Genomic DNA, 25,039 nt, shown 5'->3' on the forward strand with positions numbered 1-25,039 from the left:
GACTTCACGTACGTGGGCGACGCCGTGAAGGCCACCGCGGAAGTGCTGGCTCGAGGCCTAACGTCGGGGACGTACAACGTAGCGTCCGGGAAGACGGTGTCGCTGGCGGAGCTCACCGCGTCCATCGAGAAGGTGTTGGGCAAAAAGGCCGACGTCACCCGGGCGCCCCATCAACGCGGCGACGTCCGCGCTACCCACGGCGACATAACGGCGCTGGGGAAAGAGATAGGCTACGACCCGGCCACGACGCTGGAGGAGGGGCTGGCGGCCCAAGCGGCCTGGATGGAGAAGGAGGCGTTGAGGGAAACGCCGGCGACGGCCGCGGCGCGGCGGCCCGTACGCCCGCCCAAGCTGTCCGTCATTATCGTCAACTACAACGCCGGCCACGTCATACACGAAGCTATCGATTCCTGTTGGCGCAATCCGCCCGCCGACGGCGAGTTGGAGATAATAGTAGTGGACAACGCGTCGTCGGACGGCTCGGCGCAAGCGCTCGCGGCGCGGGACGACATCGTCTTCATCCGCAACCGCCAGAACCTGGGTTACGCCGCGGCCAACAACCAGGGCCTCGCCGCGGCCCGGGGCGATTACTTCATGCTGCTCAACCCGGACGTGGAAGTGTCCCCCGGCGTCTTCGACAAACTCGTCGACTTCCTGGACGAAAACCCGGACGCCGGCATCGTGGGGCCCGCGCTGGTGAGCCCGGCGGGGCGGCTCCAGGAATCGTACCGCCGCTTCCCCAACCTCCTCCACCTCGTCGGCAGCCGTCGCTCGCTCATCTACCGCTTCTGGCCCCGCAACCCGTTCTCGCGCCAGGGCTTCTACGGCAACCTCGAGCTCGACGGCCCGGTGAAGGTGGACTTCATCGCCGGCGCCGCCATGATGTTCAAACGCGAGCTCGTCGACTTCATCGGGCCGCTGGACCCCGAGTACTTCATGTACGTCGAGGACGCCGACTTCAGCCGACGGGCGCGCGACGCAGGCTACTACACCTACCTGCTGCCGAACCTCGCGGTCCTCCACCTCTGGGGCGAGTCCGCGGCGCTGCACCCGTACCGCATCGTCTTCATCCACCACATCTCGATGATGCGGTATTTGAGGATGCACCAGCCGCTCCAGTTCGCGCTGTACATACTCCTCCTGCCGCTGGTGGGCGTCCACCTCCTCTTCGAGCTGCTATACGCGTGGCGCGCGACGCGCCGCCGCAAAAAACAGCTCGCCGCGGAGCGAGAGGCCGGCGCGCCGGGAGAGGAGCCCGCGGCGCCGTCGGACGGGGTTTAGGCCGAACGCGGGGGGGTAACGTGAGAACCGGGAGGCGACCCGGAACGTTCGACAGAGCGAAAGTTCTCCTCTTAATATTCGCCGCGGCCGCAACCTACCCCGCCGCGACCGTCGCGACGTATCTCCTTATACCCATGGACGACGCGCAGGCCGACCACCTGCGCGCGTATGGCATCTGCTACGAGGCGCTGCTGCGGGGCGCCCGGGCGGAGTGGCTGCTCAACTACCGCGGCGGCTCCTTCCTCGTCGCGGACTTCGAGGGCTTGCCGGAGCTCTGCCTGGAGCGCGGCGTGACCGCCGAGTACGTCGCCGACCCCGGCCCCATCTACGCCGTGATCGAAGCCGGCAACATGGAAGCGGTCCCGCTCACCAAAGCGCCGCGCGTGGCGCTGTACGCGCCGGCCAACGAGGAGATGTGGGACGACGCCGTGATGCTGGCGCTCGACTACGCGCAGATTCCCTACGACGTAATCTGGAACGACGTCGTCCTGAGCGGCGGCCTGTACCAGTACGACTGGCTGCACCTGCACCACGAGGACTTCACCGGCCAGTTCGGAAAATTTTACGGCTCGTTCGCCGGTACGCCGTGGTACGACGCGATGGAGGCACAGTACCGCACGGAGGCCGCGGCCGCCGGCTACCCGTCCGTCTCCGCGTATATGGGCGCCGCGGCCGAGGCCGTCGAACGCTACGTCGCGGGAGGCGGCTTCCTGTTCGCGATGTGCGCCGCCGCGGACACGCTGGACATCGCGCTCGCGGCCCGCGACGTCGACGTCGTCGCCGAAGTCTTCGACGACACGCCCGTCGACCCGCGCGCGAACGAGCTCCTGGCCTACGGCCGCACGCTGGCCTTCACCGACTTCGCGGTCCTTCCCAACCCTTACGTATACGAATACTCCGACATTGACACGCCGCGCTCGATCTCGCCGGCGGCGGACCCGATGAACCCGGGGTCTTTCACGCTCTTCGAATTCAGCGCCAAAGCCGACACCGTTCCCACCATCCTCACCCAAAACCACCGCTCGAGGATTACGGAGTTCATGGGCCAGACGACGGCGTTCACGCGCGCGACCGTCAAGAAGAGCGTCGTCATCCTCGCGACGATGGACGGCTACGAGGAGGCGAAGTACGTCTACGGCAACCACGGCGAGGGCTTCTTCTCGTTCCTCGGCGGCCACGACCCGGAGGACTTCCAACACTTCATCGGCGAGCTGCCTACCGACCTCCGCTTCCATAAAAATTCCCCCGGCTACCGCCTTATCCTCAACAACATCCTCTTCCCCGCGGTCCGGCGCGAGGAGTTGAAGACCTGATGCGGCGCGGCGGTTGGAAGCTTTGGCTCGCGGCAGTAGTCGCCGCGGCGGCGGCCTGCGGCGGCTCGAGCGACGTCGTCGTCCACAAGGATATAGCGTACTACGACGGCCCGAGCCACGACGACAAGAAGCACCTGCTCGACCTCTACCTTCCGGCCGACGCGGAGGACTTCCCCGTCCTGCTCTTCATCCACGGCGGCGGCTGGCGCCACGGCTACAAGGACGGGATATTCAATCCCTACCATCGCCTGGGCAAGGGCCTGGCGCGGCGGGGCGTGGGCGTCGCGGTCGCGACGTACCGGCTGGCGCCCAGGCACAAGTTCCCGGCTCAGCTCGAGGACGTCGCCCGGGCTACGCGGTGGGTATACGAGAACATCGGGGAATACGGCGGCGACCCGCGGCGGCTCTTCCTGTGCGGCCACTCGGCCGGCGCTCACCTGGTCGCGCTCGCCACGCTCGACGAACGGTACCTGGAAGCGGAGGGCTTGCCGCCGGACGCCGTGGCCGGCGTCATAGGCATCAGCGGCCCGTACGACGTCGAGTATATGTGGGAGGAGGGAGGCTGGTTCGCACGATGGTATTTTCTTAAGCCGACCTTCGGCGACGACGCGACGGCTCGAGCCGAGGCCTCGGCCCCGAATTACGCCCGTAACGACGCGCCGCCGTTCCTGCTAATCTACGCCGAGCGCGACCACGCCGGCCTGGCCGCGCAGGCGCACCGGCTGGCCGGGGCGCTCGCGGCTCGAGGCGTCCAAACCCCCGTCCACGACGTCGCGGGCCGCAACCATTTAACGATTATCTACAACGCGGGGAGCGACGACGACGCGACGACGACGTTAATTTTAGATTTCATAGAAAGCCGGCAAACCCCTCTCGCCGAAAACGGCTCAGTACCCGAATAACCTCATCTGCTCCGCCACCCTCTCGCGGCGCAGCTTCACGTTCAATATTAACCCGACGGCGATGAACGACGATATCGTCGCCGAGCCGCCGTACGACATGAACGGCAGCGGCAGGCCCGTGACGGGGATAAGCCCCACCGCCATCGCCGCGTTCACGACGAACTGCGTGAAGAAGAGGGTGCCCAGGCCGAAGGCCAAGATGCCGCCGCGGCGGTCGCCGGCGCGATAGGCGATGAGGAACGAGCGGAAGACGACGACGGCGAACAGCGCGACTACCAACAGGCACCCGGCGAAACCCCACTCCTCGCCCCACGCCGACAGCACGAAGTCGGTGTGGCCCGCGGGAACGAACTGGCAGTGGACCTGGCTGCCCTCCAGGAAGCCCTTGCCGAACAGCCGCCCCGAGCCCAGCGCGATCTTGGCCTGGATGATGGAATAACCGGCGCCGTGGGGGTCGGCGGTAGGCGAGAGGAAGGATAGGATGCGCGCCCGCTGGTATTCCTTGAGCAGCCCCCACAGGAGGGGCGTCGCCGCCCCGGCCACGACGTTCGCGCCGACGGCGAACGCCCGCTCCCACCACCGCGCCCGGGCCGCCAGCGCTATCGCGACGACGACGCCCAGGAATATCAGGAAGGCGATTAGTTTGAACGATACTAAAAACGCCGCCAGCGGGGAAAGCAGCAATAACAAGTACGTAACCGGCGCGCCCGCCCAGTAGAGGCAAGCGAAGAGCAACGGCACGAAGACCGCCGCGGTCCCCAGGTCCGGCTCGACCGCTATCAGCGCCGCCGGCGCCGCGGCCACCGCCACCGGCAATATGAATTGGGGAAGGCTTTCCAGACGGCGGAAGACGTCGAGGACGAGCGCGAGCGTCAGCACCGTCGCTATCTTCGCGAACTCCGACGGTTGGAAGGTGAACGGGCCCAGCGAAAGCCACCGCTGCGCGACACCGCCCTGCGACACGGCCCGGGCCGCGAGCAGCGCCAGCGCCGCCAACGCCAGTACGTATAACGCCCAGGAGATTTTCACCAACGCGCGGTAAGGTACCGCCACCGCCAACAACAAAGCCACCCACCCCAACCCCACCCACAGGAGCTGTTTGAAAAATATCTCGCCGCCCGACGCCGCGGAATAAACGGCCGCCAGGCCGACGGCGCTCAGCAGAAAGGTCGCGCCCAGGAGGGGCAAGTCCACCCGGCGCCCGATGTCGTACAGCGTGCCCACTAGCCGGCGACCTCTTGGTCGGGTTTACTCTTCTCCATATCGGCGGGCGTAACGCCGGCCGGCGGTTGCGGCCACGCCGCCTCGCCGATAATATTCTCCCGGCAATAGCCGACGACCTCCTTACCCCATTTCATGTACGACTCGCCGTAGCCGCCGTTCTCCACCAGGATGCACACCGCGACCTTGGGTTCGTACGCCGGCGCGAAACCGGTGAACCAGGCGTGAGTATCGCCGAACGGGTTCTCGGCCGAGCCGGTCTTGCCGGCGAGGTAATGGGCGTTCACGCCGTAGCGGTTAACGACGCCGATGAGGCCGCGCAGCATCGTCTCGCGGGTCGCCGGCTTGAGGGTCGCCACGCCGCGCACCTCGGGCGGGAACGACGCCCGCACCACGCCGTCGCCGTCCACCGCGCGCGTGACGAGGCGCGGCCTGTACAGGCGGCCGCCGTTGGCGAAAGCGCAGAAGGCCACGAGCTCCTGTATGGGCGTCAGCAGAACCTGGCCCTGGCCTATGGCATTGTTGAGAACCTCGCCCCGCGGCCACTTCTTACCCCATTTGCGCTCGAGCCTCTCGCGGCTGGGTATCAGGCCGCGGTTCTCGTGCGGGATGGGAATACCGGTCGCGGCGCCGTAGCCGTACACCCCGGCGTATTTGTTGAGGTTATCGATGCCGACGCGGAGGCCCACCTGGAAGAAGAAGACGTTGCAGGAATTCTTGAGGCCGCCGGCGATGTCGAGCGGGCCGTGGCCGGAAGGCTTCCAACAGTGGAAGAGCCACCGGCCATAGCGGAAGACGCCGCCGCACGGCAGCGGCATCTTCTCGTCGATGCGGACGAGCCCCTCCTCCAACGCCGCGCTGGCGGTAACCAGTTTGAACGTCGACCCGGGGGGATATGAGCACTGGATGGCGCGGTTGAGCAGGGGATGGTCGGGGGCGGTGGCGTACGCCGCCCACCTGGCCGCCGACAGGCCGCCGGCGAAATCGTTGGGGTCGACCGCGGGCGAGGAGGCGAGCGCCCACACGTCGCCGTTCTCGGGGTTCATCACTATTATGGCGCCGCGCCGCCCGGCGAGCAGCCCCTCGATGAGCCGCTGCAGGCCCAGGTCAATCGTCGTGTGTAAATCGTATCCGGCGCGCGGCGGCGCCGTCTCTTCCGCGTACTCCAACCCCAACTTCTTCTCGAGGGCATTAACCGCGACCGCCTCGAAGCCGTCGCGGCCGCGCAAATACTCCTCGTACGAGTACTCCATTCCCGCCAGGCCGACGGTATCCCCCAGGCCGTACCCGTGAGCCTTCAGCGCCGCCAGCCGCTCGGGGCCTATTTCCCCCACGTACCCCAGCAGGTGGCAGGCCAGCGAGCCGTGGGGATAGTAGCGCCGCGGCCGCGAGACGACCGTCATCTCCGGGTAGCGGGCCCGCACCTCCTCGAAAGCGAAGAGCTCCCCGGATGTCAGGCCGCTCGAGACCTCGGCGGGCTCGTACGGGAACTCGCGGTTCTCCTCGATGGTGGCGGCGAGGGCCGCCGGCGTCGTCGCGAGATACGAAGCCGAACGCTCGAGCGCGGCCGCCGGCACCGCCTCCGCCGAGGGCAACATCCACAGCAGCGCGTACGATGGTTTATTGCCGGCGAGGATGTCGCCGTTCCGGTCGTAGACGCGGCCGCGCGGCGCGCGTACCGGGATGCGGCGCAAGCGGTTCTGCTGGCTGAGCGCGTAGAAGTCGTCGCCGGACGCGAGCTGGAGGTCCGCGACCCGGAAAGTGAGGACGCCGAATACCACGCCGGCGACGGCCGCCGCGGCGACCAATCTTCCCTTAGACGCCATTCCCCCGGTCCTCGGCCTCCGTCGCCGCGAGCGCGGCTATGGCCATCAGGCGCCCCGCGGCGTTACCGTCGCGCCGCCGCGACTCGAGCAACTCCTCTTCGCAAAAGGTGCACGTCGCGACGCGGTAGACGTTCTCCGGGAGGACGCCCGCCTCCTGCGCCGCGAGCTCGTTGGCGCGGTGGAGGTCCAGCCGGCGCTTCCCGCCTTCCTCTAATAAAACCTGGCCGGCGCGTTTGCCGAACGCCGCTTCCGCCGCCCGGGCGACGTCGTCGCCGACGTCGTAGCAGCAGGGGCCGACGGCGGGGCCCAGGAAGACGGCGACCTCTTCGGCTCGAGCCGCCCAAAACTTTTCGAGGCGCGAGACCCCCGCGCCGACTATTTTGGCCAACGTCCCCCGCCAGCCGGCGTGCAAGACCGCCAGCGCCCCCGGCCGCGCGGCCCACATCACTATCGGCACGCAGTCGGCCGTGAACACCGCGAGCGGCGCATTAACGACGTCCGTCGCGAGGCCGTCGCACTCGCCGCACCACCGCCGCTCCGCGACGGCAACGCGGCATATCTCGGTCCCGTGCACCTGGCGGCACGTAGCCAGGCGGCCGTACGGAAACCCCAACGTGGCGCACAACCGCGCGACGTACTCCTCGTTTATGCGGCCGTCCCCGTCGAGCGGCTTCCCTTCGAACGACGCCGCGGCGCCCTGCCGCAGCGTTTCTTTGGTCGCGAACGCGGCCTTTACGCCGTCGAAGGCCGGCACGCTATCGAGCCACAACGCGCCCGCCTCGCCGGCCAGCTCCTGCGGCGCAAACTCGTTTTCGGGTATCAAGCGAACCTCCTCAAGGCCGCCATTTCCGATGTTCGACCGACGAGAAGAAACCAAGCTATTTCACGGCGGCGGCGGCGCCGGCGGCCATATCGGCAACCTCGGCCACTTTTTTATTCTAACATATACCGAAATAAAAAACGCCCCCGTGGCGAGGGCGTCTATCTGAACGGTTGGGAGTACCTACCTGTACAAAGCTCTGACGCGGCCCAGGCTCGTCGGCTCGAGGCCGGCCATAGTGTTTATGTGGAGGCGTATGTACTGACCCTCGGCATACACCGTCCCGGTAGCGGCGTCATCTCTGAACGCGTAGCAACGGCCCCCGGCGGCGTTATAAATTTTGCAATATATATCATGGCCGCTGTCGCCGCGCCACCTTATCTCCATCAGCAAGTTGTCGCGGTTGTCGTAGTTGAACTTGCCGGGGGAGATGCCGACGTCGATCCATTCCGTACCCCTTAGTTCCAGGCTCACCGTATCCAAGACTTGTACCGGCGTTTTTCCCGCGTAGTTGTTGTCGAAAGTCGCCTCGAGGGCCCCCTTCGTCGTATGGCACAGCCAGACGCGGCAGTTGTTAAACGCGCCGCTGGTACTGCCGGAACTATATTTGAAATCGACTCGGTTAATATATCCGGCGTAATTAATGTCGCGCTGTAACCACAGACACTGGAACCTCAACTCGGACCCCGTACCCCTCCAGGGGACGCTATGGCCCGTAATTTCCGCACCGATAGTTACGACTTTGCCGGTCGCGAGCCCGGCGGAAGGCGCCAACGTCGCGGCGCTTACAACCCCCGCGAATAAGGTTAATAACTTCTTCATTTTAAATCCTCCTTATTTTTTATAACGAGAAACTCTGACGTAATGGGCTTTAATTCTATATCACCGGGATTCCCCTCGGGGAAAAAAATCTACGCTAGAAACGCGCGTCGGAAACATAAACTTCGCCGTTTAAAAAATTACATAAACGCGGTAGCCGCTTAGTGGCGGGAAAGCGGCCGCAGTATAAAGGAGGTACGCGCCCTTCGAAAAACCGGCCTTAGCAAGCGTCGTATAACGAAAACTAGTAACTACCTGTAAAGCGCCCTGACGCGCCCCAGGCTCGTCGGCTCGAGGGCGGCCATGGTCCCGATGTGGAGGCGGATGTATTGGCCCTGGTCGTACACCGTACCGGAGCCGGCCTCATCGTTGAACTCGTAGCAACGCCCGCCCGTGGCGTTATAAATTTTGCAATAGATGTTATTGCCGCTGTCGCCGCGCCAACGTATCTCCATCAGCAAGTTGTCGCGGTTGTCGTAGTTGAACTTACCGGGGGAGATGCCGACGTCGATCCATTCCGTACCCCTTAGTTCCAGGCTCAACGTATCCAAGACTTGTACCGGCGTTTTTCCCGCGTAGTTGTTGTCGAAAGTCGCCTCGAGGCTGGTCTTCGTCGTATGGCACAGCCAGACGCGGCAGTTGTTAAACGCGCCGCTGGTACTGCCGGAACTATATTTGAAATCGACTCGGTTGATATATCCGGCGTAATTAATGTCGCGCTGGAACCACAGACACTGGAACCTCATCCCGTCGTACCGCATACCCCTCCACGGGACGCTATGGCCGATAATTTCCGCACCGATAGTTACGACTTTGCCGGTAGCGAGCCCGGCGGAAGGCACCAACGTAGCGACGCTTACAACTCCCGCGAATAAGGTTAATAAATTCTTCATTTTAAATCCTCCTCATTTTTCAAAACGAGAAACTCTAACGTAATGGGCTTTAATTCTATATCACCCGGATTCCCCTCGGCGAAAAAAATATACGTTAGAAACACACGTCGAATACATAAACTTCGGCTTTAAAAAATTATATAAACGCCTTAGCGGCATCAAAGCGGTCGCAGTATAAAGGAAGCTACGCGCCCTTCAAAAAAAGCGGCCTTAGCAAGCGTCGTATGACGAAATCTAGTAACTATCTATAGAGAGCCCTGACGCGCCCGAGGCTCGTAGCCTCGAGGCCCACCATCGTCCCGATGTGGAGGCGGATGTACTGGGTTTTATCTTCTACCGTACCAGTATTCGCGGTATGGCTTTTAGCATAAACGCGCGCCGCCGTACCTTCGGAACGCCAGCAGTAGATAGGCGTACTGCTACTACCACGCCAGCGGATTTCCATAAGCAAGTTGTCTCGGTTATTGTAGTCGAACTTGTTGGGGTCGATGCCTATATCGTACCAACCCGTACCGCTGAGCGTAAGGGTTAACTTATCCATGACCTGCGCGGGCGTTTTGCCGGCGTAGTTATTGTCGAACGTGGCCTCGAGCTTGGTCTTCGTCGTATGGCAAAACCAAACGCGTACGTTATTGAAAGCGGCCGGGGGCCTGCCCGACTGATAAGCGAACTCGACGACGTTGACGTAACCGGCGTAGTTGATGTCGCGTTGGAACCACAGGCACTGGAACCTCATGGCGGCCGCGCCGCCCATCCAGGGTATACTATTGCCGGCTACGCGCGTGCCAATAGTCACGGCTTTACCCGAGGCGCTTGCCGGCGGGGCCGCTAAAGTCGCGCCTACCACGAGCAACGCCGGTATTCTTAAGAACCTCCTCATTTTCACTCCTCCTTTTATTCAACCCGAACCGCGTAATATTCCACGGCTATTCTATAACGGCACGGTCCGATATTGCAATAAAAATCTTTTGTCAAAACCCGATGAAAAAGGTAATAATTCGTGTATTAATATTATTCGTAAAGTCGCCTATGACCGATTTTAACGATAATAAAGCTCCCCTTTTCAGCTAAATAAGTCTCGCCTGGGAAATCGTAATAACGTAAAAAAAGGTTGACTAAGAAGGGCGATATAGTAATATTAGTTAGGGAAAACTTCGGCCGTTAAAAACCAAACCGGGTAATTGCAAGAGGAGGTTAAAAGATGCGTAAAATAACTTTCGCGACGGTATGGGCGGTGGCGGCCGTCGCCGCGGCGTCGGCGCTGGAGGTGGGCGTCGGCGCCTTCTACGCGCCGGCTCGGGTAGTCGGCTACGTAGACGAAACGAGAGAATACAGCAATAAGGAATTCAGCATGCACGGCTTCAAGGGGCGCGCCACGGTAGGTATTTACGAAGGCTTTAGCGTAGGATTCGGTTTGGGTTACAACAACCTCATCTACCGCGAAGACCTCCTCTGGCTCGAAGAACAAGAAGCCGTAGAATCCATACCCATGTTCATCTTGACGGTCGGCGGCGACTACGCGTTCCCTCTTGGCCCCTTTCGGCCGTACGCCGGCGGTGGCGCGGCGCTCGCGCGCGAACATGCCGAAGGCAGTTTCCACGAAACGGTAGATTGGTACGGCGGCCTGTACGTCGAGGGCGGCGCGCGTTACTTCCTAACAAACAGCTTGGCGCTGGAGGCCGCGCCGCGTTACACGGTCCTATTCGACGAGCCGGTGCTATACGACGACTTAAATTTACCCGGTTTCGTCCGGTCCGAGCACCGGAGCCAGTTAATCGAGCTGCTGATAGGTTTTAACTACTACTTCTAAGCTGCAATCCCTGTACCGGAACTAAGGCGGCCCGCGAGGGCCGCTTTTCATCGCCGAAGCCTTTTCGCGCCGGGCCGCGGTATTGGCCTAAGCTCGTTTGACGCGGCAAAATTCGCCGCCCCAATAATAAAAACCACAAGGCGGTTTTAGGCGAACGACGTGCAACAACGGACGCGCGCCGGGTACGAACAATCATAAAGACAAAAGAATTGACAAAACGGCCGGGCGCAGGTAAAATTTACCGGGTAATAGGCCGTAGGCCACAAAATTATCGGGAGGTTACGAGATGGGGAAAATAACCGGTATCGCAGTATGGGCCGTGGTTACCTTAGCCGCGGCGGCATCCGCGTTGGACGTAGGCGTCGGCGCCTTCTACGCACCTGGTAGAGTCTTCGGCGGCGCAACCGAAATGGACGAATACAGCGGAAAGGAGTTCAGCACGGGCGGCTTCAAAGGCCGCGTATCCTTTGGCGTCTACGAGGGCCTTAACGTCGCCGTCGGCTTCGGTTACAACAACCTTATCTACCGCGAAGAGCCGATCACATTCCCGGAAATAAAATACGTCCTTTCACTACCGACGTATATTACGACCTTCGGCGCGGACTACGGCTTCCGTCTCGGCCCCTTCCTGCCGTACGCCGGCGGTGGCGGAGCCATCGCCCGGGAGTCCGCGGAAGCTCGTGGCCGTACCGCAATCGATTGGTACGGCGGCCTATACGTCGAGGGCGGCGCGCGGTACTTCCTCGTCGACGGCCTGGCGGTGGAGGCCGGGCCCCGTTACACGGTCCTCTTCGACGAGCCGGTCGTTTACTACGACCAATTAACTGTACACGATTTCGTCCGGTCCGAGCACCGGACCCAGTTAATAGAGCTGCTATTCGGCATCGACTACTACTTCTGACCGGTCGCTCAAAACTGGAATAAAAGCGGCCCGCGAGGGCCGCTTTTTCGCGAAACACCCCGCGAGTATAAAGACCGCTAACTGTTGCTTATTAGCGGGGTTACGGCGCGTGACGTTAGTTATTTATTAAAAAAGCTTGACAAACTAATATTCCGTCTCTATACTGTTATGCAGGGAAACGGGCCCATAGCTCAGTTGGATAGAGCCACCGGCTCATAACCGGTCGGTCCCAGGTTCGAATCCTGGTGGGCCCATAGTTTAAACCGCGCCCGAGCGGCCGTACCTGTGAGGTGAGGATGCGCTCGGTAATGAGTATTATCGTCTTTTTCGGCGCCGTGCTCGCGGCCTTCGCGCAAGAGCCCCCCGCGACGACGGCACCCGCGCCGGCCACCACCCCCACGCCCGCCCCGCCGGCCAAGGTCAAGGACTACCCGGCCTTCGACGGCGGCACCCGCCTCGAGTTCTACGCCGAACAGAATAAATACCGCGCGTACCTTTCCAACCCCGCCGACTTCATCCTCTTCGACCAGACGTTCATAACCGGCGACCTCGGCGGCGACCTGAGCTTCGGCGGCTTCACGTACTCGAAGAACAAGGGCAAGGCCAAGCCCGGGCCGACGGAACCCGAAGACAAGGCCGGCCTGGACGTATCGTACACCGCGGGCCTGGGCGGTATGGCGCTGGGCGCGTATCGCTTCGGGCCGTGGGTGGCGGGCGGCTCGCTCGAGTTCAACCGCGACGCGGCGTCGCTGGGATACAACGGCGCCGGCACCACGCTCGAGCCGTTCTTCACCACCGACGACGGGTGGGTAGACGTCGACCTCGCGAGCCAGCGGTACGGCATCACGGCCGTGGCCGCCGCGACGCTCGAGCCCCACGTAGCCGGCGTCTCGTTCTCGTTTATGCCCGAGAGGCTGGAGGGCGACTACGACTTCGAATACTTACCGGCGCCCGGCGAAGAGGGAACGCATCTCATCGAAAAACTATGGGGCCGGCGGGAGCTTAAGGAGTACCGCGTCACAGCGGGCTACGCGCTCAGGCCGGGCGACGAGTTCGACGTCGGCGGCACCTTCGGCGTGCGGGTACTACGCAGCACGCTGAATTGGCGCGACGAGAGCGTAGAAGAAGACCCGGCGGGCGTCGCGGACGAAGGAGCCAGCGGCGACATCGAGCTCAAAGGGGTGGGCGTAACCGTAGGGGGCGCCGGCCGGTACAAGCTGTTGGACAACCTACGCGTGGGCGGCTCGCTCGAGCTGCAGTTTATCCCCGGGATAAAGCTCGACCGACGGGGCGAACGGTGGGACCTCGTCGGCCCGTTCGGCGAACGCACGGCCGAAGACTACCGTATGGCGAACGCCGACGAACGGCACTACAAGTTCGGCGGCGGCCTCGCCTTCTACCCGGACGAAAAAACGACGCTGGCTTTCGACTACGGCTACGACCGCTTGACGCTGTCGGCCGACGTCTACGACGACGAGACCGCGGAGGTCGACGAGCTCGAGCTCGCGGCCTACCATACCTTCACGCGGCTCGGCGTCGAACGTTGGGTCATCGACGACCTGGCGGGCAAAATAGGCTGGGAACAAAACCTCTTCGCTTACCCCCGCAACGTCTTCTTCGGCGGCGTGACGTACAAATTCGACGACGATTGGTTGATAAATTACGATTACAGAGGCAGCCAAATTACCGTAAACAACCTATCGCTGTTCGTGCCCTTCGAGGACGTCGTAAAACCGGCCAGCCACCGTTTTACGGTAACGCGGTACTTTTAGGGCGCGACGGGGGCTTTCAGCGATAAAGGAGATATTATGAAGAGGATAGTCTCGATAACGGCAATCGTGGCCACGGTGATTTTGGCCTGCGGCGATGACGAAGGTCCGGTGGGGGTACGCGACATCCGTTACTGGGACATCGCGTGGTCGTCGCCGGATATCGTGCTCACGGACATAGAGATGCTCGGCGAGGAATCGGGTTGGGCATGCGGCCACCGGTTCAACGCCTCGACCGGAACGTACGACGGCCTTATCCTCCGCTACGACGGCAAGAGATGGGATGTCGCGCTATTCCTGGCGGGCGACATGGGAGCCAAGCTGGTTGCCATCGACTTCCGCGGAGAAAAAAACGGCTGGGCCCTCGGCAACCGGGAAAGCGAAACGGCGACGGGCCCGGTAGTCCTCCACTACGACGGCGAAACGTGGGTCGAAATCCCCACCGAAGGCTTGAACGGCGGGCGCATGAAGTTGTTGGCTGCGGTAGCCGACAACGACGTCTGGGTTTCGGACGGCTTCAACGCTTTCCGTTTCGACGGCAACTGGTGGATGCAATACCCGGTGGCCGTGGGCGGCGAAGTGGACGACTGGGTTTTCCCCAACGCCGAAACCGGTTGGGCGGTCTCCTACGCCACCGGCTACTGCTATTGCTGGAACAGTCTATTGCCCGGTTGGATACTCGAGCCGTACCCCCTCTACGACGTAACCGCCTTCTACTTCAAAGCCGACGGCTCGGGCGTCTATGCCGACAGCGTGAACATCCCGCCGGTAACGGAACGCACCAACATTTACCGGCGCGAGCCCGGCGAGCAACCGACGTACAAAAGGATATATGCGACCGACCAACGGCGCCTCCTTACGGCGTGTGACTTCCGGCCGCCCGAATATTTCTTCTTCGCGGGGCCGAACGCGGCTTTCGAAGTCGTCGGGGATACCGTAAACGTGTTGGGGTACGTACCGGCGAGCGACCTCGGCATCGTCCGCGCCTTGAGCATCGCCGCGCCACGCGACGTGTGGGGCGTAATGGGAACGAGCCTCGAGCGCGGGCCGTCGTTCATCGTCCACAAGGAAGGATAGCGCGCTTGGTTCGCAACTACAAGGCCGGCGTTCTACGCGCCGGCCTTTGACGTTGCGCCGTCGGACCGCCGAAAGCTCACTCCATTTTCATTAACCCCTCGTAAATCGCTTGCGCTTGCGCGGCGTCGCGCGCGCCGTATATGAGCGCGCGGCCGTCGCGGAAAACCACGGCCGAGAACCCGGCGTCCGCTACCCAGAGAAGGTCGTCCCTCTTCTTGACCACGCTACCGCGGGACAAGCGCTCGGCGACTTCCCCTAAATCGGGCGCGGGGCCGCCCCCGAAGACCTCGAACGCTTCGCCGCCGCAGCACCGGCTCACGTATCCGGCGGCGGCCCGACCGAGGAACTCAAACTCCCGTCGGCGACAGACCGGGCAGTCGTCGGCGCGCGTAACGTCGACGGTGGTAACGTAGCCCGGCTCGGCGACGCGGCTCAACCGTCCCGCCACGGCCGCGCCCTCCCCCCGCAGGAGGGCAAACGTCAACCCCGCGCCCAAGGCCGCGGTCGCGGCGACGACCGCCGGCGATACGCCCACCCGGGTGCACGAGCCGGCGTCGTCGGGCGCCGCGGGCGGCTCCAGAACGCAACGCAGGCACGGCCCCACCGCCGGGACGACCGCCATAACGGCGCCGCGGCCCGCCTCGGCGCCCTGGTAGACCAGCGGCACGCCGGCCTTCACGGCGACGTCGTTGAGCAAAAAACGCAACCGGAAATTGTCGGAGCCGTCCACCAGGACGTCCAGGCCGTCGGCGAGGCCGGATATGTTATCCGCGTTGGCGAACGCGACCTCGGCCTCGGCGCGGACGTCGCCGTTGATCTCGGCGATGCGGCGGGCGGCCGCCTCGGCTTTGGGTACGAGCTCCGCCGCGTCGCGCTCGTCGTAGAGCTGGGTTCGATGCAGGTCCAGCACCTCGACGACGTCGCGGTCGACCAGCCGAAGGTAGCCGACGCCCGCGCGCGCGAGTATTTGAGCGTGGGCCGCGCCCGTGCCGCCGACGCCGAAGACGCCCACCCGGCCCGCGCGCACGCGCGCCTGCCCCTCCTTGCCCCACAGGACCTCCTGGTAGCGGTACTTCTCCGCCGGCCGGGTCATAGCTTAACGCGTCCCCCGTACGAGATGCCGTATAAAACGCCGGCCCGAGCGCCACGTCCGCTTCAACTCGGCCGGCCTGGTCAGAACCTGGACGAGTTTGCGCGCGAGGTAACCCGGCGACAGATAGAATTCGCGCCGGGCGCGGTCGCAGAACGCGACCAGCTCCGCCGCCGGGAGGCCGGGCCGGTCGACGACGCAGTTGTGCTGGCCCTCGGGCGTAAGCCAATCGGCGAAGCAGCTCGCGCTGAGGTAGCCGTGCTTTTCGGCCCAGCGGTAGAGCGCGGTCCCGGGATAGGCCATCACCGGGAAGAACTGCGCCGTATCCGGCTTGAGCTTTTTGGCGAAGGCCAGCGTCGCCTCCATCGTCTCGCGCGTCTCGCCCGGGTTGCCCACCATAAGGCAGCCGTGTACCATCACTCCGGCTGAAGCGGCGTCGGCGAAGAACCGCTCGATGCGCGCCCGGTCGATGCTCTTCTTCATACCGCCCAGGATCTCGTCGCTGCCGCTCTCCACCCCCACGCACAACAAGCGACAGCCGGCGCGCTTCATAAGCTTCAGCGTCTCGAGGTCGAGGTCGCAGCGGGCATTAGCGCTCCACTTGAGCTTCAGGCCCGCCGCGGCTATCGCCTCGCACAGTCGCTTCGTGCGCTCGTGGTCGACGGAGAACGTGTCGTCCTCGAACATGACCTCGCGGACGTCGGGCCACGTTCGGCGGATAAAGCGCAGCTCCTCCACCACGGCCGATATGGCCCGAGGCCGATAGAGGTGGCCGGAGAAGGTCTGCGGGTAAACGCAGTAGATGCAGCGGTTGGGGCACCCCCGCGCCGAGAGAATGGTTACGATGGGGTAAAGGCTGTGGGCGTAGAAATAGTTGCGCACGTCGAGGAAGCGGGCGTACGTCTCGGCGACGAAAGGCCACCGGTCGGGGTCGTCCGGGACGCGGCCCGGGCCCGCGACGACGTCGCCGTCGCGCCGCCACGTTACGCCGGGGACGGTCGCCGGTTTGCCTCCCCCGGCCAGGACGTCGGCCAACTCCAGAACGGTCCGCTCGTACTCGCCGCGCAACACGCCGTCGAGCCAGGGGTATTCGTTCAACGTCTCCTCGGGAAGGGCGGATACGTGCGGCCCGACCAACACGACCGTCAGCTCCGGCCGCCGGTCCTTAAGCGCGCGGGCCGCGCCGGCGTCGCTGGCGATGCTGGGGGTGCTGGTACCTACGACGGCCAGCTCGGGCGACCCCGCGGCGACGGCGTCCCCGACGCGCTCGAGCGTCCAGCGCTCATCCGCGGGCGCGTCGAGGAGGTCGACGTCGTGGCCGGCGGAAGCCGCGGCGCCGGCGGCGTACGACAGCCACATCGGATAATATATGGTCCCGCTCTTGGTTACCGCGGGGCTCCGCTGTTCGCGCGAGAATTTGGGCAGGAAGGGGGGATTTAAGAAAAGTATTTTCACCGTGGCCCACCCCGGCCGTCAATCGTCGACGACGTTGATGATGAAGCGACCGCAGGACTCGCACCGGTACAACTTGCCGCCGGCGCGCAGCTCGGCCACGACTTGGGCCGGCACGTTCACGAAACAGCCCCGGCACACGCCCCCCGCCGCGGCGGCGAAGGCGTTCCCGTCGTAGCGTTCGAACAGGCGTTTGTACTCCGCGCGGACGGCCTGCGACAGGCTCGGCAACAGTCGCTTACGCTTCTCCTCCACCTCGAGCAGCTGGACCTCCACGTCCCTCAGCCGCGCTTTCGCCCCCTCGTTGGCGGAGGCGACGTCGGCCGCGAGTTGGTCCAGCGCCCGGTTCTCCTCGTCGACCCGGCCTTGGGCCCTCTCGATTTCTTCCAAAATTTCGAGCAGCTTGTCCTCCGTGCGCGAAATATTTTCCCTGGTTACGGAGATCTCGTGCTGCAGGCTCTGGTACTCTTTGTTCGTCTTGACCGAATCCAACTGCGTCCGGTACTTTCCCAAGAGTTGCGTCTTATCGTCTACCGCCGCCTCGAGGCGTCGCCGCTCACGCTGCGCGTTCTCGAATTTGCTCCGTAGTTTTTCGAATTCCTCCCGCCGGGCGGCCAGGTCTTTCTCCCGCTCCTCGACCTCGGCCGGCAACGACGCCGCGAGCGCCTCGAGCTCTTTTTTGCGGCCGTCCAGTTCCTCCAGGGCCGCTAACGCGTCGTAATCGTTCGGACCGTCCATACGTTACGCCCTCAGCTCAAGAGGTGCCGCAAGCGCAGCACGAGCTTGGGATTCTTCAGCAAAGCCTTCAAGAAGGTGGCGAATATTTCGGACGACTGGATCTTGCTCACTTCCAGCTTGTCGCGCAATATCTCCACCGTATCGTCGATCTCGCGGTCCTCCATCGCCAAAATTACGCGGCGGACTTTGTAATGCTGCTTGTACCGCCGGCCGTACGTATCCATCCATTCTTCCTGGTAACCCTCCAGCTCCCGCGCGAGGTTGCCGTTCCCCAAACCCCGGTAAATGGCGCGCGCCGCGAACTGCCCCGCCATCAACGCCTGGCAGATCCCCTCTCCCGAGAACGGGTCCGATTGCCGCGCCGCGTCGCCCACGAGCACGACGCGGTCGTTTCTTATCTTCGGCAGGGGCTTGCAGGCCGGCACCGCGCCCGACCGCACGGCGACCACCTTGGCGCCGGGGAAACGCTCGGCGACGAACGCGTCCAGGTAGTGGAAGGGGCCGCGGCCCCCGGCCTCCGGGGGAGTAATGCCCACCCCCACGGTGTGCAGGCCGTCGCCCTTCGGGAATACCCAGGCGTAGCCGCCGGGAGCGAAACATCGCCCCAGAAAGAAGTGGATGTAGTCGGGGAATTCCTCGCGGGCGCCGGCCAATATATACTCCGCGCACACGTCCACGTCGCCCGGCGATATCGCGGTCGCGAGGCCCGCCGCCCGGCCCACGACGGACTCGACGCCGTCCGCGCCCACCAGCGCGCGGCACGAAACGGTCCGCCGCAACCGGCCGTCGCACACTACGTCGACCTCTACGCCGCCGCCGGCAATCCGGACGTCGCGGCCTTCCACGCCGAGCAGCGTCGTCGCGCCGGCCTCCGCGGCCCGGGCGAAGAGGCCGCGCTCGAACACCTCCCGGTCCAGTACGTACCCCACGTTGGGATAATCCCGCCGAACGGTGATGCCGGAGGGCGAATGGCCCACGCCGCCGTTGACGACGGCGCTCACCCACTTCTCGTCCGGCTCGAGCAGCGACTCGAACTTCCGCCGGGGGACGCCCTCGCCGCAGCGCACCGGTTGCCCTACCTCTCGCTTGCGCTCGAGCACGAGGGTACTCACGCCGTCGCGCGCCAACGACAGCGCCGCCGCGGAGCCCGCCGGGCCGCCGCCCACGACGACTACGTCGTACTCCCGCCCGAGCGCCTCTTCCGCGTACGAAGCCATAGCCCTATAAAAGCAGCTCCCAGTACGTACCCGCGAAGAACACGAAAATTAAAAACTTGAACATCCGCGCCGTAGAACCCGCCAACAGCGGGTCCGGTTCGGGACGCCTCAGGTTCAATATCGTATAAAATATCATAAGGCCGCCCACGGCCGCCGTCAGCGTCAGGTACCGGCAGGAGTATTCGCCGACCCAATACGGGACGATCGCGATCGCCGTCGCGGCCAGCGCGAACGCGCCCGCCACCCACACCGGCGGCCTCCCGCCCGCGGCGGCTATGGTCCTCCTGCCGACCATCTCGTCGCCGTCGTGGTTCTCGACGTCTCGGAATACGCTCGCCGACAGCGCGATCAATCCGCCCACGGCCGCCGCTACCACGGGCAGGTCCGCGGCGCCGCCGAAGCCGAACCAACCGCAGAACACCGGCAGCGCCACCACGCTCGCGGCGACGACGTTGCGCGCGAAGTAAGTTTTATCGAAGAAATAATTGAACAATAATACAATCGCCGCCGTTAGGAACGTGGCGGCGAAGGTTCGCAGGCCGAGGTAAGCGGCCGCTGCCAAACCGGCCGCGAGCAATATGAAGCCCAACCACTTGGCCTCGCCCGGCCGGACGAGGCCCCGCGCGATGGGGTTGCCGGGGCTCGCCAGTACGCGGGTACGGCGGTGAAACCAATCGCCGTTGACGAAAGCCCCCGCTATGACCGTCGCGACCGCGGCCGCCCCCAGCGCTACGTGGGGGCGGAAGGCGCCGCCGGCGAGGCGCGCGCCCAGGCCGGCCCCGGCGAAAGCTACGCCCCAATCCGCGGGCCTTATCAAACGTAAAAAACCCAGCGCCGCGGCGTTAGGGTCCCGTTTACGAACCATCGCCTTTCCCGATTACGTAGGACAACGCGCCGCCCAACGCGCTAGCGACCTCGGGCCGACGAAGCGAGCCTCGCCCGCGTGTATAATATCCTTTGGATCGCCGTGAAATGCGTCAACGCCGCCAAAAGCAAGAGCGCCACTAAAGCGCCGTATCCTCCCACGAGGTAACCCAGCGCGAGGAGAACCACCCTCTCGGGCCGCTCCATGATGCCGACTTTACACTCGTCTATCAAACTCTCGGCTCGGGCCTTGGCGTACGATACGAAGACCGAACCGGTCAAGACCAGGACCACGAGAACCGCCATCATTTTATCCCGGCCTGCGGCGTAAAAATAAACCAGCCCCGTGAAGTACGCGGCCTCGCTGTACCGGTCTACAACCGAATCCATGAACGCCCCGAACGGGCTACCGCGTCCGGTTGCCCGGGCCACGGCGCCGTCGACCATGTCGGCGAAGCCCGCGGCCAGCACGAGCACCGCACCGGTGCGCAGCCGTCCAAACGCGAACGCCACCCCCGCCCCCACGGCTAACGCCAAACCGAACAGCGTGAAAAAGGTGGGGCTGACGCCGAGCCGGCCCATTAAACGGGCCGGCGGATACAATACTTTCTTGCTTAACCGCCGGCCTAATTCGTGGAACGCTCGCAATTCAAGCGGTCTTAAGACGTACCGGCCTTCGCCGGCGCCTCGGATAAACGCTGAGCCTTTTCTATTTTATCCTGCGTCAGGAAATTGATCACCATGCCGTACTCCGCCGGCGCAGCCAGAATGAAGCTATCTATTCCCAGCAGTTTCAATACCGGGTCGTCCTTCGGGATGGCCTTCAAAACGTCCCGCACCTTACCGCCCAACATCTTGTCGCCGCCCATCTCGACGAAGGCGAAAACTTCCACCGGGACCTTTTCGGAGTACGTCAACACCTCGGCACCCTTAACCGGTTTGCGGCCGGGGAAAAATTCGGCCGGCACGCAGCCGTATTCCACTTCCCCCGCCGCCACCGCGGCGATAACGTTTTCCGGCCTCCCGTCGGGCGACTCGCGGAGGTCGAAATCGAGGTCGAGGTCGAGGCCGCTGCGGTCGAAGAACATCTTCTGCGACAGGTAGCCGTCGAGCGAGCTCTCCGACACGATCATAATCGAGCTACCTTTTAACTCCGTGACCTCGCGGATCTTCACCGCTTCACCCTCTCTAACGATGATAGACCCTTGGACCATAGACCCCTTGCCGGGATAATTAGGCTTTACGAGGACGATACACGCATCGGCGACCTCGAAGTAGTCCAAGGGATTCGCGAAGACGAAGGCGGCCTTCCCATCCTTGACCAGCGTCGAGAACTCCTCGCGCGACTTCGTGGGCCGGAACTCGAACGGTTGCCCTACTTTCTCCTGGAGGTAGGCCGCGAGCGGTTCGAACTGCTTCGGCGCCCGCGCCGGGTCGAACGTCGGCCCGAGCAGCACGACGTTCGGTTCCATCTCCGAGACGTCTTTACTTCGCCGGCACGACAGCGTCGCCGCGCACGCCGCCGCCAAAACTATTACCGTAATGAAGGTAAACGCTCTTCTCATATTTCGCTCCCGGTTTCTTTAACCCGTTACTTCCGGAAGTTTACCAGCGGCTCCGTAAGGTGTCAAGCCCAAACTAGTTACGCCCCGCGCAGCTCAGGGTACCATGAGGACGGCGCAGTCGGCGTCTTCGGCTACGCGCCGCGTAACGCTCCCGACCGGATTACGCCCCGTCCGATACCCGCTCCTCTTGCCCATCACGATGAGGTCGGCCTCCGCCTGGCTCGCCACCGTAACGATCTCGATGTGGGGACGACCTCTCTTAACGATTATCTCCGCGTCCACGCCCTCCCGGGCGGCCAGCTTACCCACCCGGGCCAACGCCTCCTCGGCGTTGATCTCGAGCTCACGTTCCACCTTGCCCCGTTGCCGCGGCGACTGGCCCACGAAATCCGCCAGCACCGACGTATCTATGACCGAGATTACGATTATTTTGGCCCTATCCCTTTTCGCCAGGCCGAACGCCGTTTCCACGGCGCGCGTCGCGAACGGCGTGCCGTCCGTACTCACGACGATGGTGTGGAAACCGCCCTCTTCCGGGAAATCTCTCTCCGTCATATCAATACGTCCGCGCCGCCAACTTCTCGCGCAAACGGGTTTCCACGTCGGGCGGCACGAAACAATCCACCGGCCCGCCCAGGCGCGCGATCTCTCTGACCAGGCTGGAATCCAGATAGAAATATTTCTCCGACGGCAGCATAAGCACGGTGTCGATTTCGTCGGCGAGCTTGCGGTTGGCGGACGCCATCTTGAACTCCTCCTCGAAATCCGATACGGCGCGCAAACCCCGCACTATCACCTGCGCGCCCCGCCTTCGCGCATATTCCACCGTCAAACCCTCGAAGCCGTCCACCTCGACCCGCGCCAGGCCGGCCGTGACGGCGCGCAACATCTCGAGCCGCTCGCCTACGTCGAACAAGGGTTCTTTCGTAGGATTGGCCGCCACCGCCATAATCAGGCGGTCGAATATGCGTATGCACCTCTCCGCGATGTCGAGGTGGCCGTACGTCACCGGGTCGAACGTCCCCGGGTATAACGCCACGATCCCCGTAGCTTCCATGGGCGACTGCTTCCGGCCCTAGCGAACGACCGCCAACCGGCGGCCGCCGAAGCCAAGATTACGACCCGCCTTACAACGTTTTCCGTATATTCCGGGCGCCGCTTACCGTCGCCCGATTACTACTTAAATCATACTAAAAGACCCCTTTCTAAATAGCAAGCAAAAAAGCCGCGGCGAGCCGCGGGTTGCGGCCGCTCCGGCGGAGTATTCCCGGCCGCCGGAGAAGCCAAAAAAATGCCGCCCAACGCGGCGGCGGAGCGCGGCCGGCCGAACGGCGTCACGGGCCTACGACGACTAATTTACCGACCTCGCGCTGGCCTTCCCCCGCAACGCGGTACACGTAAACCCCCGGCGCGAGCGGCGCGCCGTCGCGACGCCCGGGCCACCATACGAAGCGTTCGACCCCCGGGGGGATTTCCGCGCGGGCGACCTTCCGGCCGGCGACGTCGTAAACCGTTACGTTCGCGGGGGCCGAGACGCCGTCGAACGTTATCCCGGCGGCGGAGCTCGAGCCGTAGGCGAACGGGTTGGGGAAAACGGCCCAGGGCCGCTTCCGAGGCTTCGTCCCGGCCGAAAAGGAGTCTTCCCCCACGCCGATGTAGTCGGAGCGCGCGAGGTGGCCCGCGGTCGCCGCCGCGGCCTTCGCCACCCGCGCGGCAAGGGCGACGTTCAATTTATCCACCGTATCGTCCGCGGTGTGATAGTAGGGGTACGCCGGGTTGGAATTGTACCCCGGGCCGCCCTCGAACAGGCCTATGGACTCGTAATTGGCCTCCCAAAAAGAACAATGGTCGCCCGGGCCGCCGTAGAGGTGGTAATCGAATAACAACTCGACGCCGTAGAGCTTGCCGACCGCGGCTATGTAATCGCCGAGCCATATCGACGGGCCGTCCACCCTCACGATGACGTCGTCGCGCCGGCCGCCGTCCTCGTCGTACCCGACCATATCCAATATGACCGCGGCGACGATATTATCGTCCCTCGCGGACGCCTCCTCGACGAACGCGCGGCTGCCGATACGGCTCTGCTCCCCGCCGCCGAAGAGGACGAACCTCAACGTACGCCCGACGTCGACGTTGCGGAAGGCCGCGGCCGCGGCGAGGACGCAGCTCACGCCCGAAGCGTTGGCATCCGCGCCGGGCGCGCCGTCCGCGGGCCGGTCGGAGGCCGAGTCGTAGCTCGCCCCCAAGAGGACGACCTCGTCCGGGGCGACGGAACCGCGGCTCTCGGCGACCACGTTCTCCCAATACATATCCAACCGGTCGCGAATCCTCTCGAAGGTCCGGCCTCCGTCGCCGGTTATATACAACTCGCGGCCGAAGAGGTCGACCAATAGGCCGTGGTCGGCGTCGCCGAAACTTATATTACCCCAAAAAATTTCGGGAGTGTCGGGGAGCGGAAGCCACGTCCGGCCGGAGTCGTCGGTTCTGTATATTACGCCGTCGCCGGCGGCGTAACCCACGGCCGCGTCGACGAAGGTGACGGTAGTCAAAACCGCCGCCGACGCCATTTCCGCGTACGACCAGTTCAGGCCGCCGTCGTCAGTGTATATAAGCCGTGGGGCGCCGTACGCCGCCCAGGCGACGTCGCCGTCAATCGCGACGAACGACCGCACGTCCGCCGGCGGAACCGGAAAATCCTGTATCCCCCATTTCGCGCCGCCGTCCTCGGTACGGAGGATGACGTTATCCTCGTACCAGTTCGGCACGGCCCAACCCTTCTCGACGTCGCCGAAGGCTATGACGTGGGGGCAACCGTACGGCGGCAACGCCTGAACCGACCAGCTCGTGCCGCCGTCGACGGTATGGTAAATGTACGGCGATACGCCGCGGTCGCCCGCGGCCCAGCCGACGTCGCGGTTGACGAAAAACACCGAACGAAGGGGGTCCGAGGTCGCCTTCGCGACGTGTACGGTCTCCCACGTGCGGCCGCCGTCCTGCGTCTTCGCGACCGAGGCCCCCCCCGACGCCGCGTAACCGACGGCCGCGTCCACGAAGTAGGCGTCGTAGACGTAGCCGGGCGCGGCCGGGACTTGCCGCCGCCACGACGCGCCGCCGTCCTCCGAGTTGTACAAGGTACTCCCCGCGGTCAAAACCCAGGCGGTCTTATCGCCGTCGCCCCAATCGACCTTCTTAAGGTACGGGCCCTCGAATTCCTGGACGCGCGTCTGATACCCGAAGCCGGCTAAAAGCCCCATTATGTAATCCCGGGCTTCGTCGCACCCCGGCATATAAGAATACCGGCTCTTATAGTTTTGTAGGGTTTGAATGTACGCGCCGAGGGCGTCGGCGGTGACGCTTCCTAAAGCGTTATTAATCGCCGCGTCCCGCGCCGTCGGGGGCGGTTCGTCGCCCAAGGCGGGCGCGAACACGCCGCAAGCCGAACATAATAAAATGAGGAATTTAAGATGCTTCAGCGCCATAA

At 63.8% G+C, this 25,039-nt stretch carries 23 protein-coding genes and 1 tRNA gene; 8 read left to right on the plus strand and 16 right to left on the minus strand.

What is annotated here, in order from left to right; all coding sequences use genetic code 11:
• From VMX79_11215 to VMX79_11225, 3 genes are all read left to right on the plus strand, one after another.
• Positions 1–1,281 (plus strand): glycosyltransferase (locus VMX79_11215; protein HUV87667.1); only part of this gene is annotated, 1,281 nt, incomplete at its 5' end.
• Between the two features lie 20 nt (positions 1,282–1,301).
• Entirely contained in the window at positions 1,302–2,594 is a 1,293-nt protein-coding gene (locus VMX79_11220; protein HUV87668.1) for an asparagine synthetase B, read from the plus strand.
• On the plus strand, positions 2,594–3,496 hold the full coding sequence (locus tag VMX79_11225; protein HUV87669.1) for an alpha/beta hydrolase: 903 nt from the start codon (positions 2,594–2,596) through the stop codon (positions 3,494–3,496). The genes VMX79_11220 and VMX79_11225 overlap by 1 nt, the downstream gene beginning before the upstream one ends.
• On the opposite strand, the gene rodA is transcribed toward VMX79_11225, so the two are convergent.
• From rodA to VMX79_11255, 6 genes are all read right to left on the minus strand, one after another.
• Positions 3,482–4,720, minus strand: a complete 1,239-nt coding sequence (gene rodA, locus VMX79_11230; GenBank protein ID HUV87670.1) for a rod shape-determining protein RodA — start codon at positions 4,718–4,720, stop codon at positions 3,482–3,484. The two genes, VMX79_11225 and rodA, sit on opposite strands and share 15 nt — an antisense overlap.
• Positions 4,720–6,543, minus strand: coding sequence for a penicillin-binding protein 2 (gene mrdA / locus VMX79_11235; GenBank protein ID HUV87671.1), 1,824 nt, complete (start codon positions 6,541–6,543; stop codon positions 4,720–4,722). Before mrdA ends, rodA begins: the two co-directional genes overlap by 1 nt.
• Complete coding sequence (locus VMX79_11240; protein HUV87672.1) at positions 6,533–7,366, minus strand: polyphenol oxidase family protein; 834 nt, start codon at positions 7,364–7,366, stop codon at positions 6,533–6,535. The genes mrdA and VMX79_11240 overlap by 11 nt, the downstream gene beginning before the upstream one ends.
• Positions 7,367–7,546: 180 nt before the next feature.
• Positions 7,547–8,185, minus strand: coding sequence for a hypothetical protein (locus VMX79_11245; GenBank protein HUV87673.1), 639 nt, complete (start codon positions 8,183–8,185; stop codon positions 7,547–7,549).
• Between the two features lie 248 nt (positions 8,186–8,433).
• Positions 8,434–9,075 (minus strand): hypothetical protein, encoded by a 642-nt coding sequence (locus VMX79_11250; protein ID HUV87674.1) that lies wholly within the window; start codon positions 9,073–9,075, stop codon positions 8,434–8,436.
• Between the two features lie 241 nt (positions 9,076–9,316).
• Positions 9,317–9,955, minus strand: coding sequence for a hypothetical protein (locus VMX79_11255; GenBank protein HUV87675.1), 639 nt, complete (start codon positions 9,953–9,955; stop codon positions 9,317–9,319).
• A 321-nt stretch (positions 9,956–10,276) separates the two neighbouring features.
• Between VMX79_11255 and VMX79_11260 the strand changes: the two genes are divergently transcribed.
• From VMX79_11260 to VMX79_11280, 5 genes are all read left to right on the plus strand, one after another.
• A complete protein-coding gene (locus tag VMX79_11260) occupies positions 10,277–10,885 on the plus strand; it encodes an outer membrane beta-barrel protein (GenBank protein HUV87676.1) in 609 nt (202 codons plus the stop codon).
• 286 nt (positions 10,886–11,171) lie between these two features.
• Positions 11,172–11,786: a hypothetical protein gene (locus VMX79_11265; protein ID HUV87677.1), complete on the plus strand. Its 615-nt coding sequence runs from the start codon at positions 11,172–11,174 to the stop codon at positions 11,784–11,786.
• Between the two features lie 180 nt (positions 11,787–11,966).
• Positions 11,967–12,040: transfer RNA gene (locus tag VMX79_11270), tRNA-Ile, on the plus strand.
• Between the two features lie 54 nt (positions 12,041–12,094).
• Complete coding sequence (locus VMX79_11275; GenBank protein HUV87678.1) at positions 12,095–13,558, plus strand: hypothetical protein; 1,464 nt, start codon at positions 12,095–12,097, stop codon at positions 13,556–13,558.
• A gap of 36 nt (positions 13,559–13,594) precedes the next feature.
• Positions 13,595–14,632, plus strand: coding sequence for a hypothetical protein (locus VMX79_11280; protein ID HUV87679.1), 1,038 nt, complete (start codon positions 13,595–13,597; stop codon positions 14,630–14,632).
• 76 nt (positions 14,633–14,708) lie between these two features.
• Here VMX79_11280 and VMX79_11285 read toward each other — a convergent pair whose 3' ends face one another.
• The 10 genes from VMX79_11285 to VMX79_11330 form a co-directional block, all read right to left on the minus strand.
• The gene (locus VMX79_11285) at positions 14,709–15,725 is read right to left on the minus strand and encodes a ThiF family adenylyltransferase (GenBank protein ID HUV87680.1); all 1,017 of its coding nucleotides are present in this window, start codon (positions 15,723–15,725) and stop codon (positions 14,709–14,711) included.
• Positions 15,726–15,728: 3 nt separating this feature from the next.
• Positions 15,729–17,177 (minus strand): radical SAM protein, encoded by a 1,449-nt coding sequence (locus VMX79_11290; protein ID HUV87681.1) that lies wholly within the window; start codon positions 17,175–17,177, stop codon positions 15,729–15,731.
• A gap of 18 nt (positions 17,178–17,195) precedes the next feature.
• Positions 17,196–17,912, minus strand: a complete 717-nt coding sequence (locus VMX79_11295; GenBank protein ID HUV87682.1) for a C4-type zinc ribbon domain-containing protein — start codon at positions 17,910–17,912, stop codon at positions 17,196–17,198.
• Positions 17,913–17,923: 11 nt separating this feature from the next.
• Positions 17,924–19,129 carry a geranylgeranyl reductase family protein gene (locus tag VMX79_11300; protein ID HUV87683.1) on the minus strand — a complete coding sequence of 402 codons (1,206 nt, stop codon included), beginning with the start codon at positions 19,127–19,129 and terminating at the stop codon, positions 17,924–17,926.
• 4 nt (positions 19,130–19,133) lie between these two features.
• Positions 19,134–19,994 (minus strand): UbiA family prenyltransferase, encoded by an 861-nt coding sequence (locus VMX79_11305; protein HUV87684.1) that lies wholly within the window; start codon positions 19,992–19,994, stop codon positions 19,134–19,136.
• A gap of 41 nt (positions 19,995–20,035) precedes the next feature.
• Positions 20,036–20,575, minus strand: a complete 540-nt coding sequence (locus VMX79_11310; GenBank protein HUV87685.1) for a CDP-alcohol phosphatidyltransferase family protein — start codon at positions 20,573–20,575, stop codon at positions 20,036–20,038.
• A gap of 77 nt (positions 20,576–20,652) precedes the next feature.
• On the minus strand, positions 20,653–21,558 hold the full coding sequence (locus VMX79_11315; protein HUV87686.1) for a PhnD/SsuA/transferrin family substrate-binding protein: 906 nt from the start codon (positions 21,556–21,558) through the stop codon (positions 20,653–20,655).
• Positions 21,559–21,651: 93 nt separating this feature from the next.
• On the minus strand, positions 21,652–22,113 hold the full coding sequence (locus VMX79_11320; GenBank protein ID HUV87687.1) for a universal stress protein: 462 nt from the start codon (positions 22,111–22,113) through the stop codon (positions 21,652–21,654).
• 1 nt (position 22,114) lies between these two features.
• Positions 22,115–22,615: a pantetheine-phosphate adenylyltransferase gene (gene coaD, locus VMX79_11325; GenBank protein HUV87688.1), complete on the minus strand. Its 501-nt coding sequence runs from the start codon at positions 22,613–22,615 to the stop codon at positions 22,115–22,117.
• A gap of 277 nt (positions 22,616–22,892) precedes the next feature.
• On the minus strand, positions 22,893–25,039 hold a 2,147-nt coding region (locus tag VMX79_11330; GenBank protein HUV87689.1), incomplete at its 5' end, for a M28 family peptidase.

Source organism: bacterium (genome assembly GCA_035529855.1).
GTDB lineage: Bacteria > RBG-13-66-14 > B26-G2 > WVWN01 > WVWN01 > WVWN01.